Here is a 21,668-nt window from a genome sequence, read left to right on the forward strand (position 1 = left end):
AAACCTTTCCCATCGCACTCCCCGTTAACCGGCACTCATGGTACCTGGATCTCCATCATTGACAGCGCCGCAGGTTTCTTCTACGTTACGAAAACCTTTTAGGTGCTTTCGGACATTGGGTCGGGGGAGTATCGGAAGGAGAGGTCGATGAAGCCACGTGTGCCGGTCCCTGCTGCCCTGGCCACGATGGCGTGCGGAGGAGCAGGCCGCACGCCGGCGTCCCGGCGATTCCCTGTCTGATCCTCCTCCTTGTCCCTCCAGCATTCCCAGCGCTACCACGTGCGCGGATTTCATCTCAGGAGCTCTGCGTGGCCAGTCCCGTCCTGCCTTCCTCCGGTGTGCTGTCCCCCCTCGGCCTGGACGCCATACAGCCGACGCCGGGTTTCTGGGGCGATCGGATCGTCCTGAACCGCGAGGTCACGATCGCCCACTGCCAGGAATGGATGGAACGAGAGGGCTGGATCGCCAACTTCCGCGGCGAGCGCCCGCGCCGGGGCAGGGAGTTCAGCGACTCGGAGATCTACAAGCTGCTTGAGGGCATGGCCTGGGCCGACCACCCGGGCCTGCCGGAGCTGGCCGAGACGGTGGCCCGCGCCCAGGAGAGCGACGGCTACCTCAACACCCGGTGGTCGGGGGCCCGCTACACCGACTTCGAGTGGGGCCACGAGCTGTACTGCTACGGCCATCTGATCCAGGCGGGCGTGGCCAGGCTCCGTACGCACGGCGAGGACGAGCTGACCCAGGTCGTCCGCAGGGCGGCCGACCACATCTGCGACCGCTTCATGGCGACCACCGAGACCTGCGGCCACCCCGAGGTGGAGATGGCCCTGGTCGAGCTGTACCGGGCCACGGGCACCGAGCGGTACCTGGAGATGGCCAGGAGGTTCGTCGAGCGCCGCGGCCTGCCCGCCCTCGGCGACATCGAGTTCGGCCGCGGCTACTTCCAGGACGACATGCCGGTACGGCAGGCGCGGGTGTTCCGCGGCCACGCGGTCCGCGCGCTCTACCTGGCCTGCGGGGTGGTCGACGTCGCCGTCGAGACCGGGGACACCGAGCTGCTCAAGCTGGCCGAGGCGCAGTGGGAGCGTACGGTCGCCAGGCGCACCTACCTGACCGGCGGAATGGGCTCGCGCCACTCCGGCGAGTCCTTCGGCGACGACTACGAGCTGCCGCCGGACCGGGCCTACTCGGAGACCTGCGCCGGGATCGCCTCGTTCATGCTCTCCCACCGGCTGCTGCTGGCCACCGGGGACGTGCGCTACGCCGATCTGGCCGAGCGCACCCTGTACAACGTGCTGGCCACCGGCCCGGCGCTGGACGGCAGGTCGTTCTTCTACGCCAACCCGTTGCAGGTCCGGGTGCCCGCCGAGCCGCTCGACGGGATCAACCTGGCGTCCGAGGGCGGGCTGCGCTCGCCGTGGTTCACCGTGTCGTGCTGCCCGAGCAACATCGTCCGCACCTTCGCCTCGCTGCCCGCCTACCTGGCCGCCACCGACCCTTCCGGGGTGTGGATCCACCACTACACACCCGCCGAGATCCGGCATGACGGGCTCGTGCTGCGCGTGGAGACCGACTATCCGTGGTCGGGGGAGATCACGGTCCGGGTGGCCGAGGGCGGGCCTGGGCGGATCTCCCTCCGAGTCCCGTCCTGGGCGCAGGGCGCCACGATCTCCCACGGCGGCTCGCGTCGCGCGGTGTCCCCCGGCTACGCGGTGGCCGAGGCCGAGAGCGGGTGGCGGACCGGTGACGTGATCAGCCTCGACCTGCCGGTCACCTCCAGGTGGACCGTGCCGGACTCCAGGATCGACGCGGTCCGGGGCAGCGTGGCGGTCGAGCGCGGGCCGCTGGTCTACTGCGCGGAGTCGGTGGCGGACGACCCGCCGCTGGCCGAAGTGCGGGTCCTCCGGAGCGAGCCCGCCGAGCGCGTGGTGGACGGGGTCGTCGAGCTTGACGTCGAGGCGGCGCTGGCCAGGCCGGAACCGGACGGCTGGCCGTACACGCCGGAGAACCCTCGGGAGGGCGCGGAGCCGGTCACCCTCCGGCTCGTGCCGTACCACCGTTGGGGCAACCGGGGTCCCGCCACCATGCGGGTCTGGCTGCCTGTCGCGAGTAACCCCTTATCCCCAGGGAGGACGCTGTGCGGGTAGCGGGGACCGCGATGCGTGGTCGTGCACCACCAGGTGGACGGACCCGAGCCGTACGACCGGCCGTCGTGCACCTGACCGGGCACACGTATCCAACCGTCCCGGGGATGCGTGGCCGTGGAGCGTGCCACGAGGCCGGCTGATTCACCCACGACAGCGGCGCCCGCGCCAGGCAGGGACCGCGGCGCCAACAGCCAAGCAAGCAACCAATCCACCTACCAGCCGCGCGTGGTCGGCATCGAACACGTCCGGCCAACGAAATCCCCCATTGGTACCAGGAGGAGTAATGATCACCAGACGCTTAGGGAGGGCGCCCACCCGGGCGGCTCTCGCGGCGCTCTTGGCGGGAGGGGTGGTCGCACTACCGCACACCGCTCACGCCGCCGGCCCTGTCCTGCCCGGCAACGAGTCTGACGTGGGTATCTACACCAACGGCCTGAACCACGTCATGGAGATCGGGGACCCGGTATACGCCAACGCCGGTGACGTCGCCAACCAGCTCAAGCCCGGCGTGCCGTTCACCGCGTCGAGCATGTACCAGTCGATCTTCGACAAGGACCTGGCCGCCGGCGGCACGGACTACTACCTCGACCGCATGCTGGGCGTCAGCGGAACACTCGGGTCGGCGGTGCTGATGACCCGAGGCCGCTCCCTGTACATGCGCGGCGCGAGCACCAGCAACTTCACCACCATGGGTTTCGCCGGCAGCACGTTCGTCGGCGGTCCCAACAACCTCGGCAACCTGTACACCGTCACCGTGCCCGGACAGACCGTCAGCGAGGTGAGCGCGAACCGGTTCAACGCGCCGAGCCACGCCAAGGGCCGGTTCACGATCGGCACCACCGGCGTCACCGCCGATCTGACGAAGTTCATCACGTACGACAACGTCGCGGTCACCGCCATCGACTTCACCAACCCGGGGAGCTCGGCGGCCACCTTCACGGTCCGTGCCGCCTCGCCGCTGGCCACCCAGGCCGGCGCGACCACGGCCGAGCTCACCGGCACCCGCGTCATCACCAGCGGTTCCAACAACGGCCTGATCGACACCCCGTGGAACACGATCAAGGTTGACCTCACCGGTGCCGGGTTCACCCGCAGCGGCACCAACCTGGACCGCGAGATCACCGTCCCCGCCGGCGGCACCGTCTCGCTGTCCGTCGTCGGCGCGGTCTCCTCGGCCACCCTGCCGAAGACGGTGGAGAGCTACAACGAGTACGCCCAGATGACGCCGGCCACGGCGGTGCGCACCGGCATCACCGCGTTCAACCGCCGCTGGGCCCAGGACATCCCCTACATCAACGTCCCGGATCCCGCGCTGGAGAAGGCCATCGTCTACCGCTGGTGGGGCGAGCGCTACAACAGCCTCGACGCCAACGCGACCGGCCACGTCTACCAGTACCCGACGACGGTCGAGGGGTCCAACCTCTACCAGAACGCCGTGGCGCTGACCCAGCCGATGCACCTGCAGGACACCAAGTGGCAGCGTACGCCGTACCTGCCGTACGGCCAGATCCTCAACATCGGCGAACTCTCCGGCTCCTCGGCCTTCCTGGACAGCCCCGGTCACACGAGCTGGAACAACCACTACTCGCAGTACATCGGCACGGCCGGGCTTGAGGCCTACAACGTGCACGGTGGCGGCAAGGACGTGGCCAAGAAGTTCGCCAAGTTCTTCGAGGGCGACGGCGTCGGCCAGCTCGAGCACTACGACGGCAACAACGACAAGCTCATCGCCTACGACACCAACTACATGCCGGGCAACGACGCGGACGCCATCTCCTTCGGCTTCCCGAAGTCCAACGCCGGCGCGGCGGGCGCGCGGACGATCGAGCGTCCGGAGTCCGCGTACGTGTGGGGCGCGTTCGACGCCGCCCGGCAGCTCTACCAGCTGTCCGGCGCCGACCAGGCCAAGGTCGACCAGATGGCGACCAGCGCCAACGGCATCAGGGACGCGATCCTGAACCGGCTGTGGAGCACCGACATGCGGATGTTCCTGGCCGGCACGTCCTACGGGGCCACCAGCGCGGCCAGCTCCAACGGCAAGGCCAACCCGCTGCCCACGGCGGCCCGCACCCTGATCCCGGCCAAGGAGTCGAACCTCTACGACGTCTACGCTGAGAACCTCATCCCGTACGACCAGTGGCAGAAGTACGTCGACGGCTTCCGCTTCCTGACCTACGGCGACAACTTCCCGATCTTCCCGTTCTACACCGCCAACCAGTACGACCGGGCGGCCTACGGGATCGGCGGCTCCAACAACTTCTCCAACATCAACTTCACCGTGCAGTACCGCGGCGTGCGGTCGGCGCTGCGCCACTACGACCCGGAGCAGAAGTACGTCACCCCGGCCTACGCCAAGCGGCTGCTTGACTGGATGGCCTGGAGCGTCTACCCGGGTGCGGACATGCGGGTTCCGAACCAGGCGGAGTACTACTCCAACTGGAACGCCACCGCCAAGACCTACAACCGCAACAACCCGAACCACGTGATGCTCGGGAACATGAACTACATCTTCGTCGAGGACATGGCCGGCATCCAGCCGCGCTCCGACGACAAGATCGAGCTGTGGCCGATCAAGTTCGGCTACCAGCACTTCATGGTCAACAACCTGCGTTACCACGGCCAGGACGTCACGATCGTCTGGGACCCGGACGGCAGCAAGTACGGCCTGGGCGCGGGCTACAGCCTGTTCATCAACGGCGACAAGAAGGTCACCACCGACCAGCTCGGCAAGCTCACCTACGACCCGAACACCAACCAGGTCCAGGCCGAGGACGGGCTGACCGTCACCTTCACCGCGGCTGCCGGGAGCAACTTCCCGACCGCCGTGAACACGCCGATCGACGACAACCGCGTCGTTGAGTACCTCAAGACGGCCGGCATCGACCTCACCGAGAACGCGCCGAACCTGGCGTCGGGCGCCACCCTCAGCTCGTCCTACACCCAGCAGGGTGTGCGGCCGACGCCGTGGCGGCAGTTCCACACGCCCGGGTGGAGCACCACCTCGATGAACTACACGCCCGGCGCGATCAAGACGACCGAGCAGCCCGTGTCGCTCGCCGCGGTGACCGACGGTGTCACCGCCAACGAGCCGTACTGGGGCAACTACGGCACCACTGACAAGAACGGCTACGTCGAGCTCGACCTGGGCTCGGCCAAGTCCTTCGACAACGTGAAGGTGTTCTTCGTCAGCGACCGGCAGACCGGCGGCTACCGCGAGCCGGCGCGCTGGTGGGTCCAGGTGCCCAACGGCAGCGGCGGCTGGAAGGAGGTGCCGGGCCAGTTCAAGAACCCGGCCGTCCCGTCGGCGAAGTTCAACGAGGCGCTGTTCAACGGCGTGACGGCGAGCAAGGTGCGCATCGTCTTCACGAACAACCCGACCTTCTACACCGCGATCTCCGAGATCCAGGTGTTCAGCTCCGGGCGTGACGTGCCAGCGGTCTCCAACCAGGCCCCCACCGTCACCGTGGCGCGCGACGCCTCCGGGGACGGCAACCTGTCCACCAGGCTGGTCGGCACCGCGACCGACGACGGCATCCCGTACGACAACGAGCTCACCTTCGGCTGGGAGACCGTCTCCGCGCCGCAGGGCGCGGGCGTCATCTTCGCCGACCCGAAGGCGCTGGCGACCCGGGTGACCGGCACCGTCGCCGGTGACTACGTGTTCCGGTTCTTCGCCGACGACGGCGAGAAGCGGTCGACGGCGACCGTGGCGGTCACCCTCGCCAAGCGAGCTGTCACCGCGGAGTTCGGCTCCTCGGCGACGATCACCACCAGTGGCACCGCGTCGTGGGAGAACCACGCGCGGGTCAACGAGGCGACCAACCCGGCCAGCTCGAACCCGGGCTCCGGAAACGGCTGGGGCAACTGGGGCCAGACCCGCAACGGCACCAGTCCCGCGACGGAGGCGTGGATCCAGTACCAGTGGGCCTCGCCGGTGCGGCTCACCTCGACCGACATCTACTGGTACGACGACAACGGCGGCACCCGCCGGCCCAACGCCACGACCTACGCCATCGAGACCTCCTCGGACGGCACCACCTGGACGCCGGTCACCCTCAACGGTGGATCGAGCTACGCCAACGGTCTGGCCATCAACGCCTACAACCACTTCAACTTCGAACCGGTGACGACCAACCGGATGCGCATCCGCATCTGGGGCGTCCAGGGGAGCGGCGCCGGTACCGGCGTGCTCCGCTGGCGCGCCAACGGCGAGACCGTCGACTCGGTGCGCTCGCCGGTGCTCATCCGGACCGGCGTGGGCCAGGTGCCCACCCTGCCGAGCACGCTCGACGGGATCTACGCCGGCGGCGCTCGCGGTGCCATCGGCTTCAACTGGCAGCCGATCACGGCGGACATGGTCGCGGAGGCCAACGTGGACCCGTTCGTGGTCTACGGCACGAACGACGCCTACGGCCTGATCGCCGAGGCCCGCGTCTACGTGCGGCCCGAGATGTCGCAGGGCGGCATCTCGATCCAGGGCGCCGAGTCGTTCCAGCAGAAGGTCGAAGTGGGTGAGCTGCCCTACCTGCCCAACAAGGTGGAGGTCTCCTACAACGACGGATCCAGGGACAACCAGGCCATCGGTGTCAACTGGCAGTTCAACCCGAGCATCGTCAACACGGAAGGTCGCTACACCGTCATCGGCGACCTGATCCTGCCCGACTACGTCAGCCAGGCCGGCGCCACCCGGACCACGCTGACCCTCACTGTCGGCAACCCGCCGGAGACCCCGACGTGGGACGTCGACATCCAGGCGCGCACGCAGTGCACCGGCACCAACGTCTACGTCTCGCTCAACGTCCGTAACGACGACGACGTGCCGCTCACCATCGAGCTGATCACGCCGTACGGGTCGAAGACGGTGTCCGGTGTGGCTCCCGGGAAGTTCGCCTACCAGGCGTTCAACACCCGCGCCAAGACGGTGCAGGCCGGAACCACCACGGTGAAGGCCACCGGAACCTTCAACGGCCAGCCGGTAACCACGCAGACGGACGCGTCGTTCGGCGCGCTCAGCTGCGGCTAGCACCTCAGGGTGGCGGCGCCCGACCGGCGCCGCCACCTTCCCCTGACAGTGAGGAAAGCACCACCGTGAACATCGCCATGGGGCGCCACCGCCCCGTCACCCCCACGCGCTCGCGCCGGTTACGCAGGACCGCCGCGGCGGCGGTCGCCAGTCTCCTCGCCGGCGGCCTGGTCGCGCTCCCCACGCCGGCCTACGCCGCCGACCCCAACATCTTCACCAACACCCGTAACCCCATCCTCGGCGACGGCAGCTACTACTCGGCCGACCCGGCCCCGGTCGTCGTACCGGCCGGCGCTCCCGGCAACGAGAGCGGCAAGGACGAGCTCTACCTCTACACCGGCCACGACCAGGCCGGACCGTCCCAGAACGACTTCATCATGAACGAGTGGGGCGCGTTCCGGACCACGGACGTCGAAGCCGGCCAGTGGGCCCACTACCCGTCGCTGACGCGCCCGGAGCAGGTCTTCTCCTGGGCGACGGCGGGCCGCGCGTACGCGGGCCAGATGATCCAGGGCGTGGACGGCCGCTACTACTGGTACCTCCCGGTCAGCGAGCGCAACAGCCCGGCGTCCGACAAGTTCGCCATCGGACTGGCCGTCGCGACCTCGCCGACCGGTCCGTGGACCGACTACGTGGGCGGGCCGCTGATCTCCCAGCGCGTGCCCACGACGAACACCATCCAGAACATCGACCCGACCATCCTCATCGACGGCCAGGCCCCCAACCAGCGGGTGTTCGTCTGGTGGGGCACCTTCGGCAACCTGCGGATGCTCGAGTACCAGCAGGACATGAAGACCCCGATCGGCACCCAGCGTTCCATCACCGGCCTGACCGGTTTCTTCGAGGCGCCCTGGGTCTTCAAGCGCGGCAGCACCTACTACATGGCGTACGCCGGGAACAACGCGGGCCCGACCTCAGCGTGCACCCCGGCGAACTACCACGCCTGCATCGCCTACGCGACGGCCTCCTCGCCGGAAGGGCCGTGGACCTACCGGGGCACCATGCTCCGGCCGGTCTCCTCGACGACCAGCCACCCGGGCATCGTGGAGTTCAACGGCAAGTGGTACCTCGCCTACCACACCGCCGACGCCGTGGGCGGCGGTCACTTCCGCCGTTCGGTGGCGATCGACCGGGTCGAGTGGGACGACACGCAGACCCCGCCGCGGATGAAGCTCGTCACGCCGACGCCCGTCAAGGGACGCGACCTGACGCCCCGGGCGAACATCGCGCAGGAGGCGAAGGTCACCGTCTCCAACGAGCCCGTGCCCACCCAGTACTGGGTGAAGGCGCTCAACGACGAGATCGTCCGGTCCAACCCGCTGCCGCCCGACATGTGGGGGACCTGGACCGGCAACAACCCGGCCCAGCAGTGGGTGCAGTACACCTGGGACCAGCCGATGCGGATCTCCGGTTCGCAGATCGACTTCTGGAACGACCAGGCGCAGGGCACCGGCATCGGCGTGGCCGCACCCGCCCGCTGGCGCATCCAGTACTGGAACCTCGGCACCGGCCAGTGGGCCGACGTGCCGAACCCGACCGGCTACCCGACCAGCACGTCGGGCTTCCAGAACACCAACTTCGACCCGGTCACCACCACCCAGGTCCGCGCGATATTCGACGCGTCCACCAACGGCAGCACCTACTCGGCGGTGGCGGTCGAGGAGTGGAAGATCCTCGCCGCGCAGCCGCAGTCCGTCACGCCGGCGGCGATCACGGTCGAAGTGGGCGAGCAGGAACTGCCCGGCACCGTCCCCGTGTCGTTCGGCGGCGAGACCCTGCAGATCCCGGTCTACTGGGACCCGCTGACCGGGGAGCAGGTCGCGCAGCCCGGCACGTTCACCCTCCAGGGCACCGTGCTCGGGTACGCCGCCGGTCGCGTCTCCACGCAGGTCACCGTCATCTCGCCGGACGACACCGCGGGCGACGTGACACCGCCGATGTTAACGCTCACCCCCAGCGGCAGCGCGGGCAGCGCCGGCTGGTTCCGGTCGGCCGTACGGGTGCGCATCGCCGGCGTCGACGACCGCGGCGGCCGGATGACCATCGAGTCGCGGGTCGACAACGGCCAGCCGACCGCCACCGCCAACGTCCGGCAGGTCGACGTCAACGTCTCCGGGGACGGCCAGCACACCGTCACCGCGACCGCGACCGACCGCGCGGGCAACACCTCGGCGCCCGCCGACCTCGCCGTACGCATCGACGCCACGGCACCGGTCAGCACCGGCACCCTGAACAGCACCACCCGGCAGGTCACGGTGACCGCGACCGACGCGACCTCCGGGGTCGCCGGTATCGAGTACGCCATCGACACGGGTGCCTGGACCGCCTACACCGGCGCCATCGCGGCGCCCGACTCCAACCGGCACACCGTGTCCTTCCGGGCGCTCGACCAGGCGGGGAACCTGGAGACCGCCAAGACGGTCACCATCCCGGCCGACCTGTCCGGGCCGCTCACCGGCAACATCGGGCCCATCGCGACCCCGACCGCCTCGTACACGGCGAGCTGGAACAGCATCACCGCCCTCAACGACAACGCCGACCCGGCGAGCCCGGCCCAGGCGCAGATCTGGGGCACCTGGTCCGGCAGCCGCCCGGCGACCCAGTGGGTCCAGTACGACTGGTCGCGCCCCGTGCGGATCACCGGGACCGAGCTGAAGTTCTGGCGGGACTCCAACCGCGGCACCGGCGACGGCGTCGCCGAGCCCGACGGCTGGGTGCTGCAGTACTGGGACGAGGCCGCCGCGGCCTGGCGCGACGTGCCCGGCGCGTCCGCCTACGGCACCAGCACGACCGCGTTCAACAACGTCACCTTCACCCCGGTCACCACCCCCCGGGTGCGGGCCACGATCCGGGCCAACGGCAACGGCACCACCTACTCCGCGGTCGCGATCACGGAATGGCGGGTCTTCGCCGACGACCCGGGCACCAAGCCGGCCGTGGTGCCCGTCACGGTCACCGACCAGCCGCGGTGCATCGGCGGCAAGGTCTTCCTCGCCGTACAGGCGCGGAACGACCACGGGTCGGCGGTGAACATCTCCCTGGAGACCCCGTACGGCGAGCGGTCCTTCGCCGACGTCGCGCCGGGTGCCAACGCCTACCAGTCGTTCGCCACCCGGGCGGCCGCAGTCACGGCGGGCTCGGTGACCGTCCGCGCCACCGGGACTGTGGACGGCAAGCAGGTGACCACCGCCTACACCGCGGAACACCCCGCCGTCACCTGCTCCTGATTCCCTCCTTCCCCATCAACCCCAACCCGACAAGGGAGCATCGCATGAGTACGAATCCGAAGTGGCTGGTCGCGGCAGGCGCCGTACTGGCCGCGGCGGTGGCGCTGCAGGCGCCGGCCCTGGCCGACCCCGGCGACAGCAGCAGCCTTCAGGTGACGGTCGACATCGAGCCGATCCGGGAGCCGGGCGTGCTGGCCATGTCCATCGCCGCCGACTCCGTCGCGCTGTCCGAGGACGGCTCGACCCTGGAGGTCCGCCAGTTCGTCGGCACCCTGCCGACGGTGACGGTCACCGACACCCGCACGCTGGAGGAGATTCCCGGCGGCGCGGCGTGGGCCGTGCTGGGCAACGCCACCGACTTCGTCGGCAGCAGCGGCCAGGCGCCCATCAGCGCCGGCCACCTCGGCTGGAAGCCGCACCTGATCGACGGCGGCGGCACCGGCCTGGTCTCCGAAGGTGAGGAGGTCGTGACCGTCCTGGACCAGCCGACCCAGCCCGGCAACAACGTCGGTCTGGTCGACCAGGAACTGCTGGTCTCGACGTTCGACTCCGGCACCGTCACCGGCGGCGCGTACGCCGTCAACGCCAACCTGTTCCTGCGCACCCCGGCGAACGTCGCCGCGGGCGCCTACGCCTCGACGCTGACCCTGTCGCTGTTCGAGTAAACGCACGGGTGGGGGGTCGCGGCGACGCGGCCCCCCGCCACACCCCCTATGTCTCGAAGGACCTCGCCATGATCCGAACCTTGCCGAAGGCGTTGCCGCGGCTGTTCGCCGTACTGGTCGCGGTGCTCCTCGCCGTGCCGATCGCGCCCGCCGGCGCCGTGGCGGAACCGGCCAAACCCACGCTCACCTGGTCGGTCCAGCCGGCCGGCGCGCAGGGCCCGGACGGCCGCCGCTGGGTGGAGCTCACGCTCGACCCGGGACAGACGGTGACCGAGCACCTGGCCGTGCGGAATTTCAGCGACGGCGCCGCCGTCTTCTCGCTGAAGGCGGCCGACGGGTACCTCACCGACAAGGGGCGCTTCAACATGCTCCAGTCCGACCGCCCCTCGGTGGACGGGGGCACCTGGATCCAGGTCCAGAACGAGATCAGGGTCGGGCCCAAGGAGACGAAGGTGGTGCCGTTCACCATCACCGTGCCCTCGGACGCCACGCCGGGCGACCATCCGGCCGGCATCGCGGCCACCGTCACCAGCAAGCAGGGCACCGTCGCCGTCGAGAGCCGGGTGGGTTTCCGGGTCATGATGCGGGCCAGCGGCACGGTCAGGGCGGCGGTCGCGGTCAGCGGCCTCACCGCCACGTACCGGCAGTCGTGGAACCCTTTCTCCGCCGGCACCGTCACCGTCACCTACACCGCCAGTAACGACGGCAACGTCGCCGTGACCGGCAGCGGCAAGGTGACCGTCGCCGAACTGTTCGGCCTGGCCGAACAGGACGCCAAGGCCGACGTCGAGGAGATATTCCCGGGCGACAGCCGGGAGGTCGAGGCCCGCATCCCGGGAGTCTGGGCGTTGGGACCGCTCAGCACGAGCATCACCGTGTCCCCTGCCGTCCAATCCGGCGGCCCGGCCGGCGCCATGATCGAGCGCACCTCGGCCACCGTGACGGTCTGGGCCCTGCCCTGGCCGCAACTGATCCTCGTCGCGATCCTCGCGGCCCTCGTCCTCGTCTACCGGGTCATCACGCGGCGACGCCGGCGGCGGCTCGCGGACCTACTCGCCCGCGCCCGCGACGAAGGCCGGGCAGAGGGCCAGGAAGCCGGCGTCGGCAGGTCGAGGACGGACTGGATGGCTTAGCGCGACTCAGCCGCCAGCACCAAGTTTGTCCATTATTTGCGGTTATGTGTGCATTTATCCGGTTTTCGGGGATAGGGGATCTCGGTCACCAGGGCGAAGGGGTGAGCGCGATGGCCGCACCGAAGGTTCCGCTCGTAGCGAAGGCCGGTCTGGTCCTGCCGACTGATCGGCTCATTCAGGAGCTGCGGAATCTCGTTCAGGCTCTCGCCGAGCGGGCCCTGCTCTCCGTGGAGAAGGTCATCGCGATGGCCGCGACAGCCGCGGAGCAGGGGGAGAAGCAGCCCGAGAAAGAAGAGGAAGCCCCGGAGCCCGTCGTCGCCCGAGAGCGACCGGAGAGAGCGGGCGTCGAACGGCCAGTGCGGCGCTGGAGCGCGGCGGGCACGCGTACGCGGTGACGGGCCGGTGGAACGACAACCGATGAGGGGCAACGCATGACGGTTCAGCCTGTGGGAGGTGGCGGAGTCAGCAACCTCCCGTCCGGGACCAGCCTCGCCGACGTCATCGACACGATCCTGGACAAGGGACTCGTCATCGACGCCTACGTCAGCGTCTCGCTGATCGGCATAGAACTCCTGAGCATCGACGCGCGGATCGTCGTGGCCAGCGTGGACACCTATCTCCGCTTCGCCGAGGCGACGGACCGGCTGGACCTCGCGAAGTCCAGGAAGCCCGGGCTCCCGGAGATCGTGGAGACCGTGACGCAGGACCGGGGCACGCCGGAGGCGGTACAGCTTGAGCGGGGCAAGGGCGGCGCCCGAGGCTCGCTGGAAGCGGCCGGTGAGCGGCTGCGCGACTTCGCCGATGACCTCGACCGGCCCGAACACGCGGCACCCCGCACGGGCCGGCAGGAGGAAGACTGACATGGGTCGGCCCGCTCAGAGTCTCGGATGCTACATCTACGGCGTCGTGCCCGCGGACGTCGAGGTCGACCCCGAGACCACGGGCGTGGGAGACCCGCCCGCGCGGGTACGGCCGGTGCGGCACGGCAAGATCGCCGCCCTGGTGAGCGACATCGACCTCGGTCGCCGACTAGGTACGCCCCAGGACCTTTTCGCGCACGAGCACCTCCTCGACGCGACCGCCGCCGCGGAGGTGCCGGTGCTTCCGATCCGCTTCGGCGCCGTGCTGGCGACCAGCGACGCGGTGGTCGAGGAATTCCTGGCCCCGTACCACGACGAGTTCGACGACGCCCTCACGGAGCTGGAGGGATGCGCCCAGTACGTGATCAAAGGGCGTTACGTGGAGGAGGTGGTCCTCGAAGAGATCCTCAGGGACAACCCCGAAGCCGCGCGCCTGCGAGAGGAGATCCGCGACCTGCCCGAGGACGCCGCGCGGACCCTCCGCATCGAGCTCGGCGAAACGATCAACGAATCGGTCATGGCCAAGCGGGAAGCGGACACGGCGGCGCTCTGGCAAGGCGTCGAGCCGGTCAGCGTCATGACGGCGGTCCGCCCGCCATCGCATGAGCTGGACGCCGTCCACCTGGCCCTTCTCGTCGAGACCGACCGGCAGGACGAGCTGGAGCAACTCGTGGAGAAGATCGGGCAGGAATGGGTGGAGCGGGTCAAACTGCGGCTGCTCGGGCCGATGGCGCCGTACGACTTCGTCGTGTCGCAGGAGCAGGGCGCCGGGTGATGGGACTTCTCACCTCCATCCTGGGGTTCCCGCTGGCGCCGCTCAAAGGCGTGATCCGCCTTGGGGAACTGCTGCGCGACGAGGCCGACCGCCGCCTCCACGACCCGGCGGTGGCCAGGCGTGAGCTGGAGGAGATCGACGAGGCGAGGGCCGCGGGCAGGCTCTCCGAGGAGGAGGCGGCCGAGGCCATGGACCTGGTCCTGCGACGGATGGCCGGTCAACACGCCGACCTGCCGGAGGACACGGAGAGGAGGTGACCCCATGCCTGCCAAGCGCAGGATCGTACGTCCCGTCGAGGACCAGGACTTCCGGCCTCCCCCGCGGCGCGGCGACCTGACGGCCGTGACCGCGAGCGAGGCCGGGCTACGGCACATCGCCGATCTGACCGCGAAAGAGACGGAGGGCGTCACTCTGGTGGAACCGGCGGAAGGCGGCTGGGTGGTGGTCGTCGAGGTCGTCGAGGACCGCCGCATCCCCTCCTCCGGCGACATCCTGGCGCTCTACGAGGCCGACCTCGACCTGGAAGGCAACCTCCTCGCCTACCGGAGGAGGGCACGCTACCGGCGAGGCAGCGGCGACATCTCGTATGGGAGGTCATGACATGACGGAAGGCTCACGCTTCGCGCCTGCCGTACGTCATACCGCCCCGCCCGCCGTGGCGGGCCGCCACGAGCCCGCCAACCTCGGCGACATCCTGGAGAGGGTGCTCGACAGAGGCGTGGTGATCGCGGGAGACATCCGAGTGAACCTCCTCGACATCGAGCTACTCACGATCAAGCTGCGCCTGGTGATCGCCTCGGTCGACACGGCCAGGGAGATGGGCATCGACTGGTGGGAGCACGACCCGTGGCTCACGGGGGACAACCGCGGGTTGCTGGAGGAGAACCGCAGACTTCGCGCGCGGCTGTCCGCCCTGGAGGAGGGCCGGCCTCTGGAGTCCGCATTCGAGGAAGGCCGACCCCTGGAGCGCGGACGATCGGATGATCACCGTGACTGATACCGGGACCTACCTCTACGCGGTCACCCGCGACACCCCGCCGCCCTGCCCCGAAGGTCTGCTCGGCGTCGCCGGCACGAGGGTCCGTACCATCGCGAACGCCGGACTCCTCGCCTACGTCAGCACCGTTCCGCTGGAGCAGTTCGGCGCGGAGCCCCTGCGCAAGTCCATGGAGGACCTCGACTGGCTGGGCGAGACCGCCGGCGCACACCATCACGTCGTGGAGGTGGTCGCGGAGCACCTGCCCACCGCGCCGGTCCGGCTCGTCACCGTGTACAGCGGCGACGAGCAGATCAGGGACCTCCTGAGCCGACGGCACGACGACTTCATGGAGGTGCTCACCCGCATCGCCGACCGGGAGGAATGGGGCGTGAAGGCCTATGTCGACCTGACGGCGCCCTCTCCGGCCACCGCTCCGGGACCGCCCGGATCGGGCGGTCCCGGAACGGCTTACCTCCGGCGGCGCCAGACGAGCCTGCGCGGTCGCGAGGAGGCGTGGCGCCAGGCCGCCGCACGCGCGGAACAGATCCACGACACCCTGTCGTCCTTCGCCGTCGCCAGCCGACGGCACCGCGCACAGGACCCCCAGTTGTCCGGCCGCAAGGAGCTGATGATCCTCAACGGGGCGTACCTCGTCGAGCGCGACCGTCGCGAGGAGTTCGCCCGCGTGGTCGAAGAGCTGCGCGGCCAGGGCGTCGACGTCGAACTCACCGGCCCCTGGGCGCCCTACTCCTTCACCGACCTCGCCGACTCCCGGCCGGAGGTGCTCGGTGACGCTTGAAAACCCGCGAGGAGCCGCACTGGCCAGAGAGGGCCGCCTGCCATCCGAACGGGTGGCCCTCGTCGACCTCCTGGACCGGTTGCTGGCCGGCGGCGTGGTAGTGAGCGGCGACCTGGTCCTCTCCATCGCCGACATCGATCTCGTACGGATCTCCATCCGCACGTTGATCATGTCCGTACGCGAATGCGAAGCGCCGAGCGACGAGCGCACCAGGAGGTGAGACCGTGACAGAAAGCGGCCAACCAGCGCGCACCACCAGACTGCGCCTTCAAACCGATTCCGAGGCGATGGAGCGTGACCTCTCCCGCCTGGTGCTCACCCTCGTCGAACTCGTCCGCCAACTGGTGGAGCGCCAGTGCGTACGGCGAATGGAGCAACAAGACCTGTCCGACGAGCAGATCGAGGTACTCGGCCTGACCTTGATGCGACTGGAGGAGGCCATGACGGAGGTATGCGACCGCTTCGGCCTCTCCCCATCCGACCTGAACCTCGACCTCGGCCCCCTCGGAACACTCCTCCCGGAGGACTGAGGCGCGTCTACGCCTGCTGACCCGCTTTCTCGATGGTGAGGCGATCGACGAGCCGCTGGAGACGTACATCTCGCTGACGAAGTTCAGTTAACCCGTCGTCAGGGACATGAAGAGGACCGCGACGGTCAGGGCGATCGCCCCGAAGAACATCACGAGGGCGACCAGGGCGTTCCAGAGGGGGCGCAGGATCTCCAGTGCCTGGCGGGCTCGCCCGAGTGCGGCGAACAGCAGGAACACCACGACGATGAGGAGTAGAGGGGACGATTCGGCGCGGGCCGTCAAGGTTTCGGCGGCGGCGCCCAGGGGGTGAAGCGTTAAAGTGAGCATGGTGGATCCCGAAGTGTGATGCGCTGATGGACCACTTGCGAGGAGGTGGGCCCCGTGCTCGGTGGAGTCGACGCGGGGTCCCGCCGATGTCTTAACTGAAGTTCAGTTAAGGTGCGTCGTTCTTTACTTATGATTGCCCGTTCTGTGATGTAGTAACGCGACGGTGCCGGGCTTGTGGGTCTACGATGGCGCCTAAGCTTGGCGGATATGCGTCGACGTGCATAAACGGGATTTCTGAACTTCAGCTGAAGAGGTGGCAGGTGGACCGGACGGAGGATGCCGCGCTCGCCCTGGCACGCCGCCTGCGCGCCCTGCGGGAAGCGGAGCAGATCACGCAGCCTCAGCTGGCCGAGGCGCTGGGGCGGCTCAGCGTGCCGCTCATCTCGTCCTGGGAGTCCCGGACGAAGCCGAAACTGCCGCCGATGGCGCGGCTGGAGTCGTACGCGTTGTTCTTCGCCGCGCGTCCGGGCACGGGGTTGCGGCTGCCGGACGTGGGTGAGCTGTCGGAGGAGCAGGAGGACCGGCGTACCGAGCTGCTGGGGGAGCTGGCCTCGTTACGGGCCAAGGCGATGGGGCATTCGCCGGCCGTTCCCGAGCCCCGTAGGGACGGGGATCTGTGGCGGTTCGACGATGAGAAGGTCATCACCATCGTGTGCGCGGAGTTGCCGGAGGAGATGCGGCAGCGGATGCCGTACACGGATAAGTACGATCCGGACTACGTGCAGTTGTACACCTACGCCGATCTGGACGCGTTGTTCGAGCTGCACGGGCACATCCGGGCGATGAATCCGGCCAGCCTGGTTCACCTCAGGAAGACAGGGACGCTGGTGTCGGACGACTTCACCGGGCATCTGGTCATGCTGGGCGGGGTCGACTGGAACGTCGAGATGCGCAATGCCCTGGGGCGGCTGGAGGATCTGCCGGTCCGGCAGGTGAACGACTGGGGTGGCGAGAACGGGCCGTACTTCGATGTGAACGGGGAGCGGCATCATCCCGTGGTGGTCGATCAGCGGCTCGTCGAGGATGTGGCGCATTTTTATCGAGGGCCGAATCCGTACAACCGCAAGCGGACCATCACGTTGTGCAACGGCATGTTCGCGCGTGGCGTGTACGGCGCGGTGCGCATGCTCACCGACGAGCGGTTCCGGGACCGCAACGGCGAATGGGTTCACGAACATTTCGGGGAGCAGCAGCAGTTCAGCCTGATCATCCGGGTCGCCGTCGAGAACGCGGCCGTGGTCACGCCCGACCTGACGGTTCCCGGCACCGTCCTGCACAAGTGGCCGCAATGAAACACCACGGCTCGCATCGGAAGCTGCTCCTCGAACTCCCCGGCGCACCACCGTCCGGGCAGGTGGACGCGATCATCGTGCCGACGGTCCGGCCGGCCGCCTATCTGCGGGCCGCCGCCGGGCTGGCCCGCGAACTCGACTGCCGCCTGGTCGCCCTGTGCAGCGGCGACTGGACCTCCGCGGAACGGCTGCGGAAGGACCTGCGGGAGGACGGCGTGCGTCTGCGGGCCTTCGATCTGCCCGCCGGATACGGCCACGCCTTCGCGACCTCGCGCCTGCTCCGCGACGACGTCCTGGACCGTCGCGCCGACACCGCCGCCAAACGCAACCTCGGCCTCGCGCTGGCCCTGCGCGAGGAATGGCGGAACGTCGTCTTCCTCGACGACGACATCGAGGTGGCCGACCCGGACGATCTGCGCCGCGCCACCGGGCTGCTCGACCGTTTCGAGCGGGTCGCGCTGGACGTGGGCGGTTTCCCCGACCATTCGGTCGTCTGCCATGCCTCCCTGATGACCGAGGGGGAGCAGGATCGTTTCGTCGGCGCGGGTGCGCTCGCGGTGCGTGTGTCGGAGAACACCCCTTTCTTCCCTTCGGTGTACAACGAGGACTGGCTTTTCCTGCTCCGCGACGGCGAACTGCCCGAACTGCCGGTGACCGGGCGGGCGGCCCAGCACGAGTACGACCCGTATCGTTCGCCGGTGCGGGCGATGACCGAGGAGTTCGGGGAGGTCCTCGGCGAGGGTCTCTACTGGTTGCTCGACGAGGAGCGCACGGTCAAAGGCGCCGGCACCCGTTTCTGGCGGGCCTACCTGGACTTGCGGAAACGCTTCATCGACGACGTGCTTGCCCGGCTCGGCCGCGCCACGTGGGAGGCCGCGCCGAGGGCGAAGTCGTCGCTGGAGGCCGCCCGTGCGCAGCTGTCGCGGGTGGACGCGGATCTGTGCACGGCCTATCTGGACGCCTGGGCCGAAGACCGGGACCTGTGGCGCGACCATCTCGACGCGGTCCTGGCCCGGAAGGTCGAACCGCTCACTCCGCCTCGCCCGCGCGACCAGGTCCCGGTCAGCCCCCGAAGGCCCGGCCAGGAGGCTCGCTGGGCGGGTTCGGGTGATTCGTCAAAAGAGTTCGTTTCGGAGATTCGCGGCCCGGGGGAGACCGACAGCGTAAAGATCAAGCGGGCTGCGGACGAGGACCTGCCCGCGCTGGTGAAGGCGCTCGGGCAGCCGCACTATTTCGCTCACGCGCTCACGCGGCAACGCGAAGGCCATGGATTCCTGCTGGTCGCCTGGCAAGGCCTGACTGCCATCGGTCACATCTACGTCTGGCTCGCCGAAGCCGAAGAGGAGGAACTGCGGAAGGAACTGCCCGGCGTCCCGCTCCTCACCCACCTGGAGTTGCACCCCGCCCACCGCAGGCGCGGTTTCGGAACCGCGCTCGTGCATCGGGCGGAACAAGAACTCATCGGCCGCGGCCACGATCATGTCGTGCTGGGTGTCGGCATGGACAATCACGCCGCGATGGCCCTTTACACCCGCCACGGCTTCCAAAAATGGAAGGAATCACCTATCGAGACATCCGATACCGTTTATGAAGATGACGGCACGGAAGTCCGAAATCGTGATAAATGCCTGATCCTAATCAAGCCCATTTCGGCTCATCCGTCCGAGTCGGGGCGAGTGGGGTACGCTGCTGAATCAGGCTCCCCACGAGTCGGAGGCCCGGATGAGGGCGGTTGCACGGCCGCGTCATGGTGGAACCCATCGGAAACTCCTTCAGGAGCCCAGCGCGACGATCCCGCGCGACGTTGACGCGATCATCGTGCCCACGGTCCGGCCGGTCGACTACATCGCCAGGGCCGCGAAACTGGCCTGGCATCTGCGCTGCCCGCTGATCGCGCTGTGCAGCGGCCCCCAGGTGAACGCCACCCGCGTCGCGCGCGCCCTGACCGACCTGGACGTCGATTTCGTCGCCCTCGACCTGCCGCCGGTCCTGCCGCTGCCCGTGGCCGAGACCGCCGAACTGCTCGCCGGAACCCGGCTGGCCCACTCCGGCGACCTCGGCGCCAAACGCAACCTCGGCCTCATGCTGGCGCGCGCCGCCGACTGGCGACGGGTGGTCTTCCTCGACGACGACATCGAGGTGCCCGACCCCGAGGACCTGCGCCGGGCGGCGGGACTCCTCGACGACCACGACGGCGTCGCCCTGCGGATCGAGGGATTCCACGACAACTCCGTCGTGTGCCACGCGCACCGCGACAACGGCGGCGCCCAGGACTCCTTCGTGGGCGCGGGCGCCCTGGCCGTCGCCGCCGACCGCACCGACGGGTTCTTCCCGGCCGTCTACAACGAGGACTGGTTCTTCCTGCTCGGCGAGCGTACGCTGCGCCCGCTGTCGGTGACCGGAATCGCGATCCAGCAGGAGTTCGACCCCTACTCCTCGCCGCAGCGCGCCGCCGGCGAGGAGTTCGGCGACGTGCTCGCCGAAGGCCTGTTCTGCCTGATCGACCAGGGCGCCACCATCCAGGACGCCGACCGCGCCTTCTGGCACGACTTCATCCGGGCCCGCCACGAGTTCATCCTGGACGTCCTCCACCGAGTCGCCCGCCGCACCGACGCCCGCCGCCTCCCGATGGCCCGCTCCCTGTACGCCGCCCTCACCCAGCTCCGCCACATCACCCCCGACCTGTGCACGGCCTACCTGACCCGCTGGCAACGCGACCGCGCCCGCTGGTCCACCCACCTGGCCACCCTCCCCTCAGGCATCCCCGCCGAACACGCCTTCGCCGAATCCCACCGCGCCCTCCGCCGCTCGGCCTGACCCCGCGGGCTCGCTTCTTTCGCCGATCGACCCGCCGGGCGGGTCAGTAGCCGAGGCGGGTGGACAGGTCGGTGATCAGGGGGAGGACGGAGGTGATTTTGGGCTCGTGGCGGCACCACTTGTTGGGGTCGGGGCGGGTTTGGGTCATGACGATGGGGAGTTCGGTGGAGTGCCAGGCGTCGGCGAAGGGGAGGTCGACGGTTTCGGCGATGTGGGCGAAGGTGGTGGCGGGGTCGGCTTTGACGTCCTCGTAGCGGACGAGGATGGCGTCGTCGGCGAGGGTTTCGGCGGCCTGGAGGACGGCTTGGTTGTGGGTGAGCCAGCTCAGGGCGCAGACCTCTTCGAGGCGTAGGCCGATCCAGTCCTCCCAGCCGGGGGGCAGGCTGAGGTTCCACCATTCCTTGCCCCAGGGGAAGACGTCGGAGTAGCCCTCGATGCGGAGCGGGACCGGCATGCGGTAGGAGAAGAACATGCGGGGGTTGAGCCAGGCGTCCATCAGGGAGCCGATGCTCGACCGGGGGTCGCGGACCACGAAGACGTACTTGGCGTCGGGGAAGACCTCGCGCAGGAACGGCACGCGGAAGCAGGACTGGATGCTCTTCTCCACCAGGCGGATGCCGTCGGCCAGCTGGTCCGCGGTCGGGCGGGGGCCGCGGGGCGGGAAGCAGAACGGGGTGATCTCGTCGAGTTCGTCGCCGTTGGGGGCGGTCGGCGGGCCTTCCGGCGGCACCTCGGGGAAGTGCTCCTTCAGGACGGCGAACGGCACGTCGTAGTAGTAGGGCCGGATGCCCTGGGCGCTCATGAAGTGCAGGAAGTCGAGTTTGTCGGCCATGGCCCACTCGACGCCGGGGCGGCGGCAGGCGGCCAGCAGTTCGTCCCGCAGGGTGGCGGCCAGTTCGGGGGTGGCGTCGGCGGCGGTCAGTTCGTTGGAGTGCCAGTCACGGGTGCTGGGGTGCAGGTGGCGCTCCCAGATGGGCTTGCCCTCGCGGCCGATGGTCCAGATCTGGTCGCTGCGCTCCAGCAGGCTGCGGACGAGGCTGGTGCCGGACCTCGGGTGGCCCACGATGAAAATCGGCTTGGTCAGCATGGTCGTC

Annotated in this window: 19 protein-coding genes; 17 read left to right on the top strand and 2 right to left on the bottom strand. The window is 69.1% G+C overall.

The genetic code is table 11. The features are described from left to right. The first annotated feature begins 308 nt into the window (after nt 1-308). The 14 genes from KIP79_RS06735 to KIP79_RS06800 all read left to right on the top strand — a co-directional run bounded on the left by KIP79_RS06735 (nt 309) and on the right by KIP79_RS06800 (nt 16,138). Entirely contained in the window at nt 309-2,147 is a 1,839-nt protein-coding gene (locus KIP79_RS06735) for a glycoside hydrolase family 127 protein (RefSeq protein WP_214103803.1), read from the top strand. Nucleotides 2,148-2,430: 283 nt separating this feature from the next. Then, nucleotides 2,431-7,170, top strand: a complete 4,740-nt coding sequence (locus KIP79_RS06740) for a galactose-binding domain-containing protein (protein ID WP_214103804.1) — start codon at nt 2,431-2,433, stop codon at nt 7,168-7,170. Nucleotides 7,171-7,235: 65 nt separating this feature from the next. Further along, entirely contained in the window at nt 7,236-10,397 is a 3,162-nt protein-coding gene (locus KIP79_RS06745) for an OmpL47-type beta-barrel domain-containing protein (protein ID WP_214103805.1), read from the top strand. A gap of 44 nt (nt 10,398-10,441) precedes the next feature. Then, complete coding sequence (locus KIP79_RS06750) at nt 10,442-11,062, top strand: hypothetical protein (RefSeq protein ID WP_214103806.1); 621 nt, start codon at nt 10,442-10,444, stop codon at nt 11,060-11,062. A gap of 68 nt (nt 11,063-11,130) precedes the next feature. Next, nucleotides 11,131-12,195: a WxL protein peptidoglycan domain-containing protein gene (locus KIP79_RS06755; protein ID WP_214103807.1), complete on the top strand. Its 1,065-nt coding sequence runs from the start codon at nt 11,131-11,133 to the stop codon at nt 12,193-12,195. A 110-nt stretch (nt 12,196-12,305) separates the two neighbouring features. Further along, nucleotides 12,306-12,590 (top strand): hypothetical protein, encoded by a 285-nt coding sequence (locus tag KIP79_RS06760; RefSeq protein WP_214103808.1) that lies wholly within the window; start codon nt 12,306-12,308, stop codon nt 12,588-12,590. A 36-nt stretch (nt 12,591-12,626) separates the two neighbouring features. Further along, nucleotides 12,627-13,055, top strand: coding sequence for a gas vesicle protein GvpJ (gvpJ, locus tag KIP79_RS50370; protein ID WP_214103809.1), 429 nt, complete (start codon nt 12,627-12,629; stop codon nt 13,053-13,055). A 1-nt stretch (nt 13,056) separates the two neighbouring features. Then, nucleotides 13,057-13,830, top strand: a complete 774-nt coding sequence (locus KIP79_RS06770; protein ID WP_214103810.1) for a GvpL/GvpF family gas vesicle protein — start codon at nt 13,057-13,059, stop codon at nt 13,828-13,830. Further along, complete coding sequence (locus tag KIP79_RS06775; protein WP_214103811.1) at nt 13,830-14,087, top strand: gas vesicle protein GvpG; 258 nt, start codon at nt 13,830-13,832, stop codon at nt 14,085-14,087. The genes KIP79_RS06770 and KIP79_RS06775 overlap by 1 nt, the downstream gene beginning before the upstream one ends. A 4-nt stretch (nt 14,088-14,091) precedes the next feature. Next, nucleotides 14,092-14,430, top strand: coding sequence for a gas vesicle protein GvpO (gene gvpO / locus KIP79_RS06780; protein ID WP_214103812.1), 339 nt, complete (start codon nt 14,092-14,094; stop codon nt 14,428-14,430). Nucleotide 14,431: 1 nt separating this feature from the next. Further along, the gene (locus KIP79_RS06785; protein ID WP_214103813.1) at nt 14,432-14,827 is read left to right on the top strand and encodes a gas vesicle protein; all 396 of its coding nucleotides are present in this window, start codon (nt 14,432-14,434) and stop codon (nt 14,825-14,827) included. Continuing rightward, nucleotides 14,811-15,608: a GvpL/GvpF family gas vesicle protein gene (locus tag KIP79_RS06790; RefSeq protein WP_214103814.1), complete on the top strand. Its 798-nt coding sequence runs from the start codon at nt 14,811-14,813 to the stop codon at nt 15,606-15,608. Before KIP79_RS06785 ends, KIP79_RS06790 begins: the two co-directional genes overlap by 17 nt. Next, a complete protein-coding gene (locus tag KIP79_RS06795) occupies nt 15,598-15,828 on the top strand; it encodes a gas vesicle protein (RefSeq protein WP_214103815.1) in 231 nt (76 codons plus the stop codon). The genes KIP79_RS06790 and KIP79_RS06795 overlap by 11 nt, the downstream gene beginning before the upstream one ends. Nucleotides 15,829-15,832: 4 nt before the next feature. After that, on the top strand, nt 15,833-16,138 hold the full coding sequence (locus KIP79_RS06800) for a gas vesicle protein K (protein ID WP_308169605.1): 306 nt from the start codon (nt 15,833-15,835) through the stop codon (nt 16,136-16,138). A gap of 87 nt (nt 16,139-16,225) precedes the next feature. Here the strand turns inward: KIP79_RS06800 and KIP79_RS06805 are convergent, their stop codons facing one another. Further along, entirely contained in the window at nt 16,226-16,465 is a 240-nt protein-coding gene (locus KIP79_RS06805; protein WP_214103817.1) for a hypothetical protein, read from the bottom strand. Between the two features lie 260 nt (nt 16,466-16,725). Here KIP79_RS06805 and KIP79_RS06810 point away from each other — a divergent pair, with 260 nt between their 5' ends. From KIP79_RS06810 to KIP79_RS06820, 3 genes are read left to right on the top strand one after another with little or no spacing between them, the layout of a single operon-like run. After that, the gene (locus tag KIP79_RS06810) at nt 16,726-17,757 is read left to right on the top strand and encodes a helix-turn-helix domain-containing protein (RefSeq protein WP_214103818.1); all 1,032 of its coding nucleotides are present in this window, start codon (nt 16,726-16,728) and stop codon (nt 17,755-17,757) included. Further along, nucleotides 17,754-19,565 carry a GNAT family N-acetyltransferase gene (locus tag KIP79_RS06815; RefSeq protein ID WP_250212833.1) on the top strand — a complete coding sequence of 604 codons (1,812 nt, stop codon included), beginning with the start codon at nt 17,754-17,756 and terminating at the stop codon, nt 19,563-19,565. The genes KIP79_RS06810 and KIP79_RS06815 overlap by 4 nt, the downstream gene beginning before the upstream one ends. A gap of 10 nt (nt 19,566-19,575) precedes the next feature. Continuing rightward, complete coding sequence (locus KIP79_RS06820) at nt 19,576-20,574, top strand: hypothetical protein (RefSeq protein WP_214103820.1); 999 nt, start codon at nt 19,576-19,578, stop codon at nt 20,572-20,574. A gap of 43 nt (nt 20,575-20,617) precedes the next feature. Here the strand turns inward: KIP79_RS06820 and KIP79_RS06825 are convergent, their stop codons facing one another. Further along, nucleotides 20,618-21,661 (bottom strand): sulfotransferase family protein, encoded by a 1,044-nt coding sequence (locus KIP79_RS06825; RefSeq protein WP_214103821.1) that lies wholly within the window; start codon nt 21,659-21,661, stop codon nt 20,618-20,620. Nucleotides 21,662-21,668: the final 7 nt, after the last annotated feature.

The sequence above is a fragment of the Acrocarpospora catenulata genome (assembly GCF_018476525.1).
Taxonomy (GTDB): domain Bacteria; phylum Actinomycetota; class Actinomycetes; order Streptosporangiales; family Streptosporangiaceae; genus Acrocarpospora; species Acrocarpospora catenulata.

Bases quoted from the DNA above. Each gene is read 5' to 3' on its own strand.
- KIP79_RS06740 (WP_214103804.1), top strand. From the start codon at position 2,431: ATGATCACCAGACGCTTAGGGAGGGCGCCCACCCGGGCGGCTCTCGCG.
- KIP79_RS06750 (WP_214103806.1), top strand. From the start codon at position 10,442: ATGAGTACGAATCCGAAGTGGCTGGTCGCGGCAGGCGCCGTACTGGCC.
- KIP79_RS06755 (WP_214103807.1), top strand. From the start codon at position 11,131: ATGATCCGAACCTTGCCGAAGGCGTTGCCGCGGCTGTTCGCCGTACTG.
- KIP79_RS06760 (WP_214103808.1), top strand. From the start codon at position 12,306: ATGGCCGCACCGAAGGTTCCGCTCGTAGCGAAGGCCGGTCTGGTCCTG.
- gvpJ (WP_214103809.1), top strand. From the start codon at position 12,627: ATGACGGTTCAGCCTGTGGGAGGTGGCGGAGTCAGCAACCTCCCGTCC.
- KIP79_RS06770 (WP_214103810.1), top strand. From the start codon at position 13,057: ATGGGTCGGCCCGCTCAGAGTCTCGGATGCTACATCTACGGCGTCGTG.
- KIP79_RS06775 (WP_214103811.1), top strand. From the start codon at position 13,830: ATGGGACTTCTCACCTCCATCCTGGGGTTCCCGCTGGCGCCGCTCAAA.
- gvpO (WP_214103812.1), top strand. From the start codon at position 14,092: ATGCCTGCCAAGCGCAGGATCGTACGTCCCGTCGAGGACCAGGACTTC.
- KIP79_RS06785 (WP_214103813.1), top strand. From the start codon at position 14,432: ATGACGGAAGGCTCACGCTTCGCGCCTGCCGTACGTCATACCGCCCCG.
- KIP79_RS06790 (WP_214103814.1), top strand. From the start codon at position 14,811: ATGATCACCGTGACTGATACCGGGACCTACCTCTACGCGGTCACCCGC.
- KIP79_RS06805 (WP_214103817.1), bottom strand. From the start codon at position 16,465: ATGCTCACTTTAACGCTTCACCCCCTGGGCGCCGCCGCCGAAACCTTG.
- KIP79_RS06815 (WP_250212833.1), top strand. From the start codon at position 17,754: ATGAAACACCACGGCTCGCATCGGAAGCTGCTCCTCGAACTCCCCGGC.
- KIP79_RS06825 (WP_214103821.1), bottom strand. From the start codon at position 21,661: ATGCTGACCAAGCCGATTTTCATCGTGGGCCACCCGAGGTCCGGCACC.